Here is an 8601-nt window from a genome sequence, read left to right as displayed (position 1 = left end):
TGTTCGACTGCGTCGAACGGCGCTGCGCGCCACTCCCCGGATGAACACCTCCACTCAGCCTCCCGACGGGGCGGGTGGATCAAGATCAAAAGCTGCAGGCGAGCTGACACTCGGCCTGTTGAGTGGTTAAGAGCGGTGCGTGTATGCGATTTGCTTTGCTCTTTGCTCTTTGCTCTTCTGTAGGAGCGAGCTTGCTCGAGAAAAACGTCCATACAACGCGTTAATCCAGACAGCCCGTTTCATCGTTCACGACCATCGCGAGCACCTCGCTCCTACAATCGATAGCTCCCCGCCCGCCAAACACTCTCCCTCAGCTATCCCCAATCCCTGTGGGAGTGAGCCTGCTCGCGATGGCGGCCTGCCAGCCGACCTGATGTTGCAGACTTCTCCGATCTGCTCTGGCTTTTCAGCCCCCAGCTCCCCCATCAAAAGAGCACGTACATTCAATTTTTCCCACCCCATCCCCGGCACTATCAAACAATATCCCGGCGCGCTGACGCCGATGGTTTTTCACCTGTGCAGGTAGCCCATGAACACGTCGCAATGGGAGCAACGCACCCAGGATATCGGGCTGTTTTTTTTACGGGTCAGCAGCGCTTTGTTTCTGCTGTGGGTGCACGGTTTGCCGAAGCTGCTTAACTACAGCGCTCAGCTTCAAGTGATCGAAGACCCTTTTCACCTGGGCGCGAACCTTACGCTGATGCTGGCGATTTTTGCCGAGGTGTTATGTCCGCTGCTGATCATTGCCGGGGTGTTGGTGCGTTTGGCGTGCCTGCCGGTTTTGTCTGTGCTGTGGATCGCGATGGTGGTTGTGCATCCGCAGTGGAGCATCGAAGAAGGGCAGTTTGGCTGGTTGCTGCTGCTGTTGTTCACCAGCATTTTTATCGCCGGGCCGGGACGGCTGGCGCTCAATGTCCGTTTCTCCGGAGCTTTGCGTTATGCCTGATTCCAATCGTTTCGATGAAGTCGTGACCCTGGTCATCAAACACCGGGTCAAGGCCGGTTTTGAAGTGCCCTACGAAGCCTGGTTGCGCAACATCGTCAGCATCGCCGGGCAGCAGGAAGGGCACTTGGGGGTGGACGTGATGCGCGGCAAAAATGCCGGCCTCGACATGTACACCTGCGTACTGCGCTTTTGCACCACCGAGGCCATGCAGCGCTGGCTGGATTCGCCGCAGCGGCTGGAACTGGTCAACGAGGCCACGCCGATGCTGGCGGACGGCGACCAGACCGAAGTCAACCCGGTGAAGGAATTCTGGTTCGCCCCGACGACGGACGCAGCGTCGCCGCCACCGCCACGCTGGAAACAGGCGGTGGTGACGTTGCTGGTGATTCTGCCGCACACCTTGCTGGTGCCGCTGATCTGGGGCCCGCTGCTGCGGCTCAATGCGGTGCTGTCCAATTACGTGGTTGCCACGTTCCTGATTACGCTGACCATCGTCCTATCGGTGGTGTACCTGTTCATGCCGATGGCGACGCGGTTGTTCGCGCCTTGGCTGTCCCCCTCCACTCAGCCCAAGGAAACGCGATGAACGCCGATCTGATTTTGTTCAATGGCCAATTTCATACCGTTGACCGTGAAAACCCACTCGCCAGTGCCGTCGCCATCAGCGACGGCCGCTTCGTTGCCGTGGGCACCGATGCCCAGGCCATGGCGTTGCGCGGCGCCGGCACCCAGGTCATTGACCTCAAGGGCCGCTGCGTCATCCCCGGCCTCAACGACTCGCACTTGCACCTGATCCGTGGCGGCCTGAACTACAACCTTGAACTGCGGTGGGAGGGCGTGCCGTCCCTGGCCGATGCCTTGCGCATGCTCAAGGACCAGGCCGACCGTACGCCGACGCCGCAATGGGTGCGCGTGGTCGGTGGCTGGAATGAATTCCAGTTCGCCGAAAAACGCATGCCGACCCTGGAAGAACTCAACCAGGCCGCACCTGATACCCCGGTGTTTGTACTGCACCTGTACGACCGTGCCTTGCTCAACCGTGCCGCGTTGCGTGTCGCCGGTTACACGCGCAATACGCCGAACCCGCCGGGTGGCGAGATCGTGCGCGACGCCAACGGCGAGCCGACCGGCATGCTGGTGGCGCGTCCCAACGCGATGATCCTGTACTCGACGCTGGCCAAGGGGCCGAAGTTGCCGCTGGAATATCAGGTCAACTCGACCCGCCAGTTCATGCGTGAACTCAATCGTCTCGGCCTGACCAGCGCCATCGATGCCGGCGGTGGTTTCCAGAATTATCCGGACGATTACCAGGTGATCGAGCAGTTGGCCAAGGACCAGCAACTGACTATCCGCATCGCCTACAACCTGTTCACCCAGAAGCCGAAAGAAGAGCTGACCGACTTCAAGAACTGGACCAGCAGCGTGACCCTGCACCAGGGCGACGATTACCTGCGACACAACGGTGCCGGGGAGATGCTGGTGTTCTCGGCGGCGGATTTCGAGGACTTCCTCGAGCCGCGTCCGGACCTGCCGCAAACCATGGAAGACGAACTGGAACCGGTGGTCCGGCACTTGGTGGAGCAGCGCTGGCCGTTCCGTCTGCACGCTACCTACAACGAGTCCATCAGCCGCATGCTCGACGTGTTCGAGAAGGTCAATCGCGACATTCCGTTCAACGGTTTGCCGTGGTTTTTCGACCACGCCGAAACCATCACGCCGCAGAACATCGAGCGGGTGAGAGCGTTGGGCGGCGGCATTGCGATTCAGGATCGCATGGCGTTCCAGGGCGAATATTTTGTCGAGCGTTACGGCGCCAAAGCGGCCGAAGCGACCCCGCCGATCAAGCGCATGCTGGCCGAAGGTGTGCCCGTCGGTGCCGGCACCGATGCGACGCGAGTGTCCAGCTACAACCCATGGACCTCGCTGTACTGGATGGTCAGCGGCCGCACCGTCGGTGGCCTGGAACTGCACGCCGAAGGCCTGTCCCGGCAAACCGCGCTGGAACTGTTCACCCACGGCAGCGCCTGGTTCTCTTCCGAACAGGGCAAGAAGGGCCAGATCAAGGTCGGCCAGCTGGCGGACGTCGCGGCCCTGAGCGCGGACTTTTTCAGTGTCGACGAAGAAGCGATCAAATGGATCGAATCGGTGCTGACCGTGGTCGGTGGCAAGGTGGTGTACGCCGCCGGCGATTTCGAAAAACTGGGCCCGGCCAGTGTGCCGGTACTGCCGGACTGGTCGCCGGTGGTGAAGGTGCCGGGGCATTGGCGGCCGACGTCGCCGATGCAGGCGCAGGTTCACCATTGCAGCGGGCCGTGCGGGGTGCATTCCCACAGCCATGAAAAGGCGCGTTTGTCGAATGCGCCGGTCAGCGATTTTGCGGGTTTCTGGGGCGCCTTTGGCTGCTCGTGTTTCGCGTTCTGACGAATAACAAAAGCGTCGATTGATGTCGGTCGGCGCCTTGAGTAATACCCATCCATCGAGGAGTTTCACATGAGCAACGTACCGTACAAACGCCTGAACAAAGACGATGCCGTTGTGCTGTTGGTCGACCACCAGACGGGTTTGATCTCGCTGGTCCAGGATTTCTCGCCGAACGAATTCAAGAACAACGTGCTGGCCCTCGCTGACCTGGCCAAGTTCTTCAAACTGCCGACCATCCTCACTACCAGTTTCGAAAATGGCCCGAACGGTCCGATGGTGCCGGAACTCAAAGAGCTGTTCCCGGACGCACCGTACATCCCGCGGCCAGGCCAGATCAACGCCTGGGACAACGAAGATTTCGTCAAGGCAGTGAAAGCCACCGGCCGCAAGCAACTGATCATCGCCGGTGTGGTGACTGATGTCTGCGTGACCTTCCCGACGCTGTCGGCGCTGGCGGAAGGCTTTGAGGTGTTTGTGGTGACCGACGCCTCGGGCACGTTCAACGAAACCGTGCAGCAGGCCGCCTGGGCCCGCATGTCGGCAGCCGGTGCACAACTGGTGAACTGGTTCTCGGTGGCTTGCGAGCTGCAAGGCGACTGGCGCAACGACATGGAAGGCCTGGCGAACCTGCTGTCGCCACGCATTCCCAACTACCGCAACCTGATGAACAGCTACTCGGTGCTGACGTCGAAATAAGTCAACGCCCACAAAAATGCCCGCACACCAGCGGGCATTTTTTTTGTCTGATACTACACCGTACCGTGGCGAGGGAGCTTGCTCCCGTTGGGTTGCGAAGCAGCCCCATTTCTTTGTGAGCGCTGCGCACTGGTGCGCCAGCCCGGTCAAGCGGGAGCAAGCTCCCTCGCCACAAAAGCTCGTCCCCTCAAAAACCTGTGACAAAACCTAGGCCTGTTGGCGTTTTTGCAGCCAGCTCAGTAATCCGCCTTTCTTGACCGCCACCGGTTTGGCCATCAACGCCAACCGGCTGTTCTGTTGCCTGACCGCCTGCAACTTGTTCAACGCCTGACCCACTTCAACCCGTTGCTCCATGCAGCCACGAGTCAGGGTTTTGTCGATCCGGTAAATGATGCACGAGGTCAACGTGGTGAACGTGGCCTGGGACGGCGTATCGGTGAGGACACTTTGTTCACCCATGACTTCGCTCGGCCCCATGCGACCGGCCTCGGTTTGCCCGCTGCCGTCGGGCACGGTGGCGCTGATCACGCCCGTGGCGATGACCATCAGACTGTCCGGCACTTCGCCCAATTCCAGCACCACCTGACCCGCGGCATACTGCTGCGGGACCATCGAGCGGGCCAGTTGATCGCGCTCGTCTTCACTCAGGGAGCGGAAGACTTTCACTTCGTCCAGCAATGCCCGCGCACGGGTGTTGGGTTCGATCACGCCATCCAGTTGCCGGGAAATACCCGCCGCTTCGAGGTGCCGATGAGCCAGGTCGAACAGTTGATTGCGCACTTCGCTTTTTTTGCCCAGCTCTGTAATGAACCCGCTGGCAACGTACTCGGACATGGTTTCGCCGGCCTCTTTCAACACTGCTTTCGGCGCCGGGTTCAGCAGCAGGCTGCTGCTGCCCTGAAGCGTGCGGTCCAGTGCGTCCAGCACTCGGCGCGGACGAATGTGGTTGGGCACCTGGATGCTGATCGAGACGCCGTGCATGTTGTTTGGCCGGCTGAGGTTGACGATCTTCGCCTTGGCCGCCACCGAGTTCGGTACCACCGCCGTGCTGCCGGCGCTGGTCAGCAGGTGCGTGGCGCGCCAGTCGATGTCGAGCACTTTGCCCTCGACGCCGTCGATCACGATCCAGTCATCCACTTGATACGGCTTGGTGGTGTTGAGCACGATCCCGGAAAACACATCGCTCAAGGTGCTCTGCAACGCCAGGCCGACGACGATGGCCACCACTCCCGATGTCGCCAACAAGCCTTTCACCGGCAACTCCAGCACATAGCCGGCCGCGGCGACCACGGCGATCAGAAACACCAGCGCGCCGATGACGTCCTGCAGCAACCGACCGCTGTGGCCGATGCGGCGCATCAGCACCAGGCCAATGACTTCGGTGAACACGCGAGCGGCGTACAACCACCAGAGAATCCCCAGCGCCGTCGCGCCCAATTGCGCCACACGGTCATCGGCCAACAGTGGCGCCTGCAATGGGCTGACGCCGGCGTTGATGACCAGCGCGCTGAACATCAGGAACAGCACCAGGCGTACACCGATCCGGGTCACGCGATGCTTGAACGGCGCGAGGTGCCAGAGCAGGGCGTCGATCACCAGGAGCAGGGCGCTGCAGGAGAGCAGATGAGCAAGGAGAAAGGACATGGGGAACTCCGGCGGTTATCGGGTTGATAAGGCGGACGAGCTTTTTGTGGCGAGGGAGCTTGCTCCCGCTTGACCGGGCTGGCGAACCAGTGCGCAGCACTCACAAAACTTGCATTGATGCGAAGATTTTTGGGGCCGCTTCGCAGCCCAGCGGGAGCAAGCTCCCTCGCCACGAGAAGCAGCTTCGCCACGCATTGCTGCGTGGCGAAGGGAGGGACTCAGTTCAGATGAGTCTTGAGTTCCAGCGCTGCCTGGCGCACCGCCGCTTTCACTTCCGGGATCTGGCTGAGCGGGTTCAGCAAGCCGAAGTCGTGGATCATCCCGTTGTAGCGCACCGCCGTGACGGGCACACCGGCGGCGTCGAGGTGACGGGCATAAGCTTCGCCTTCGTCACGCAGCACGTCGAATTCGGCGGTCTGCACCAGCGCGGCGGGCAAGCCCTTGAGCTGTTCGGCGCTGGCCTGCAACGGCGAGGCATGGACCTGCGCACGCTCGGCCTGGTCGGTGGTGTAGTTGTCCCAGAACCAGTTCATCATGCCCTTGGTCAGGAAGTGGCCCTCGGCAAATTGCTGGTACGAGCCGGTGTCGAACTGCGCATTGGTCACGGGCCACATCAACAGCTGGAAGCGCAGTGCCGGGGTTTTCTGTTCCTTGGCCATCAAGGCTACGACAGCCGCCATGTTGCCGCCGACGCTGTTGCCCGCCACCGCGAGACGCTTGCCGTCGACGCCGATGTCCTTGCCATGCTCGGCCACCCAGCGGGTGGCGGCGTAGGCCTGGTTGATCGCGGTCGGGTAGTGCGCTTCCGGCGACGGCGTGTAATCGACGTAGACCGCGACGGCGCCGGAGCCCACCACCAGGTCATGAATCAAGCGCTGGTGAGTCGGATAATCGCCCAGCACCCAGCCGCCACCGTGGAAGAACATGAACACCGGCAATTCACCCTTGACCTTGGCCGGCCGCACGATTTTCAAGTTGATGGTTTGACCCTCGACCTTGATCGCCCGATCGCTGACTTCAACCCCCGACAGATCAACCTTCACCGAGTTTTGCGCGCCGGTCAGCACCGCACGCGCATCCTTCGGGCTCAATTGTTCGAGCGGCTTGCCGCCACCGGCGGCGAGTGCATCGAGGAACGCCTGGGTGTTGTGTTCGACGCCTGTGGTGTCGGCGGCGAAGGCGTTGCCAACGGCGAGGGCGAGCAGGGAAGCGGTCAGGGTTTTTTTGACGAGGTTCATGGGGTAAATCCTTTTTAATCAGACGTTGAGTACCTTGGGTTTCAGGTCGCTGTTGGCGCTGTGGTTCAGGCCTCAGCAACACCGTGGACACAGATTAATAGGGTGCCCCAAAGGGAAAAAGCGGCTATAAAGTGTTTAACTGTCAACCAAGGCGTGACAATGAACCCGTTCGAAGACATGCGTATTTTTTGCCAGGTCATGGACTCTGGCAGCTTCACCGCGGCAGCGGACCAATTGGGCCTGTCCAAGCAATTCGTCAGTCGGCGCCTGATGCAGCTGGAAGAGCGCCTCGGCGTTCGGCTGCTGAACCGCTCGACACGACGGCTGGACGTTACGCCCCTGGGGCAAAGTTATTACGAGTCGGCGTTGCGTCTGCTGGGCGAAGTCGAGCAAGTGGAGCAGGGCATCGCCGGCCAGACCACCGAGCCACGCGGGACGATTCGCGTCAGCGCGCCGCTGTCGTTTGCGGTGGCGCACCTGGGCTGTTTGCTGCCGGTGTTTTTGCAGCGCTACCGCGACGTCACCGTGGAGGTGGATTTGAGCGATCGCCCGGTGGACTTGCTCAGTGAGGGCTACGACCTGGCGTTGCGCATCGGCACCCTGGAAGACTCGACGCTGATTGCCCGGCGCATTGCGTCGATCCAGCGGGTGTATTGCGCCAGCCCGGCGTATCTGGCGGAGCGGGGCACGCCGCTCAAGCCCGAAGACCTGCACGACCATGACTGTCTGCCGTATGGCCATGGTCGCCAGGTGCAATGGCGCTTTGACGGGCAAGGCAAGCCGTTGACCGTTCATGTCACCGGGCGGATGCGGGTCAACAATGGGGAGTTGCTCAAGGATGCGGCTGTGGCCGGGATGGGGATTACCTACCTGCCGACGTTCATTGTCGGCGCGGCGTTGAAGGAGGGGCGGCTGGTGCCGGTGCTGGATGAGTTTCGTCCGGAGCCGCTGACGTTGTCGGCGGTGTATCCGCAGCATCGCCAGGGATCGCGGCCGGTGCAGGCGTTGATCGAGTTTTTGCGCGAGCGGCTGGATCAGCGTGAGGGTGGGTTGTAGGCTCACACATTCCCTTGTAGGAGTGAGCCTGCTCGCGATTGCGGTGTGTCAGACGACATCAACGTTGATTGATAAACCGCCATCGCGAGCAGGCTCGCTCCCACAGGGGATTTGTGGGGTTGGTTGATTAGTGTGGGTCAGGTCCTTTTGTCGTCGCCCACTTCACCGTTGGCATGCACGCCGCGGTCGTCGCCGACTTCGCCGTTGGCATGCACACCGCGGTCGTCGCCGACTTCACCGTTGGCATGTACGCCGCGGTCGTCGCCCACTTCACCGGCACGATGTACGCCGTGGTTATCGCCAATTTCCCCGGCATGGTGAACACCGTGGTCATCGCCCACTTCACCGGCCCGATGAACGCCATGGTCGTCACCTGGTTCGTTATGGGTGCCGTTGCGTCCGGAGGAGGCTGTGTTGCCGGAATTTCCCGGACCATGGTCGCTGCCACTGTGGCTGCTGCCGCTATTGCCGCCGCTGCCACTGTTGCCGCCACTGCCGCTGCCACCGTGACCGCCGCCATTACCGCTACCGCCGCCACCACCGCCAGATCCTCCACCGCCACCGCCGGAACCACCGCCGCCATTTCCGCCGCCGCCACCC

At 61.6% G+C, this 8601-nt stretch carries 8 protein-coding genes; 5 read left to right on the top strand and 3 right to left on the bottom strand.

Going from position 1 to position 8601, the window contains the following annotated elements; all coding sequences use genetic code 11:
• Nucleotides 1-529: 529 nt before the first annotated feature.
• The 4 genes from EJA72_RS25240 to ycaC all read left to right on the top strand — a co-directional run bounded on the left by EJA72_RS25240 (nucleotide 530) and on the right by ycaC (nucleotide 4063).
• Complete coding sequence (locus tag EJA72_RS25240; RefSeq protein WP_157714605.1) at nucleotides 530-946, top strand: DoxX family protein; 417 nt, start codon at nucleotides 530-532, stop codon at nucleotides 944-946.
• Nucleotides 939-1532 carry an antibiotic biosynthesis monooxygenase gene (locus EJA72_RS25235; RefSeq protein ID WP_157714604.1) on the top strand — a complete coding sequence of 198 codons (594 nt, stop codon included), beginning with the start codon at nucleotides 939-941 and terminating at the stop codon, nucleotides 1530-1532. The genes EJA72_RS25240 and EJA72_RS25235 overlap by 8 nt, the downstream gene beginning before the upstream one ends.
• The gene (locus tag EJA72_RS25230; RefSeq protein ID WP_157714603.1) at nucleotides 1529-3367 is read left to right on the top strand and encodes an amidohydrolase; all 1839 of its coding nucleotides are present in this window, start codon (nucleotides 1529-1531) and stop codon (nucleotides 3365-3367) included. The genes EJA72_RS25235 and EJA72_RS25230 overlap by 4 nt, the downstream gene beginning before the upstream one ends.
• 69 nt (nucleotides 3368-3436) lie before the next feature.
• A complete protein-coding gene (gene ycaC, locus EJA72_RS25225; RefSeq protein WP_157714602.1) occupies nucleotides 3437-4063 on the top strand; it encodes an isochorismate family cysteine hydrolase YcaC in 627 nt (208 codons plus the stop codon).
• Nucleotides 4064-4270: 207 nt separating this feature from the next.
• Here ycaC and EJA72_RS25220 read toward each other — a convergent pair whose 3' ends face one another.
• Entirely contained in the window at nucleotides 4271-5707 is a 1437-nt protein-coding gene (locus tag EJA72_RS25220) for a mechanosensitive ion channel family protein (protein ID WP_157714601.1), read from the bottom strand.
• A 218-nt stretch (nucleotides 5708-5925) separates the two neighbouring features.
• On the bottom strand, nucleotides 5926-6945 hold the full coding sequence (locus EJA72_RS25215; protein WP_157714600.1) for an alpha/beta hydrolase: 1020 nt from the start codon (nucleotides 6943-6945) through the stop codon (nucleotides 5926-5928).
• Nucleotides 6946-7104: 159 nt separating this feature from the next.
• Here EJA72_RS25215 and EJA72_RS25210 point away from each other — a divergent pair, with 159 nt between their 5' ends.
• Entirely contained in the window at nucleotides 7105-8001 is an 897-nt protein-coding gene (locus tag EJA72_RS25210; protein ID WP_157714599.1) for a LysR family transcriptional regulator, read from the top strand.
• 137 nt (nucleotides 8002-8138) lie between these two features.
• Here the strand turns inward: EJA72_RS25210 and EJA72_RS29550 are convergent.
• Nucleotides 8139-8601: hypothetical protein (locus EJA72_RS29550; protein ID WP_178129581.1), on the bottom strand; the 463-nt coding region annotated here is incomplete at its 5' end.

Origin of the sequence: Pseudomonas sp. PB120 (assembly GCF_009761815.1) — a bacterium.
Classification (GTDB): Bacteria; Pseudomonadota; Gammaproteobacteria; order Pseudomonadales; family Pseudomonadaceae; genus Aquipseudomonas.
This window is presented reverse-complemented; position numbering and strand designations above follow the sequence as displayed.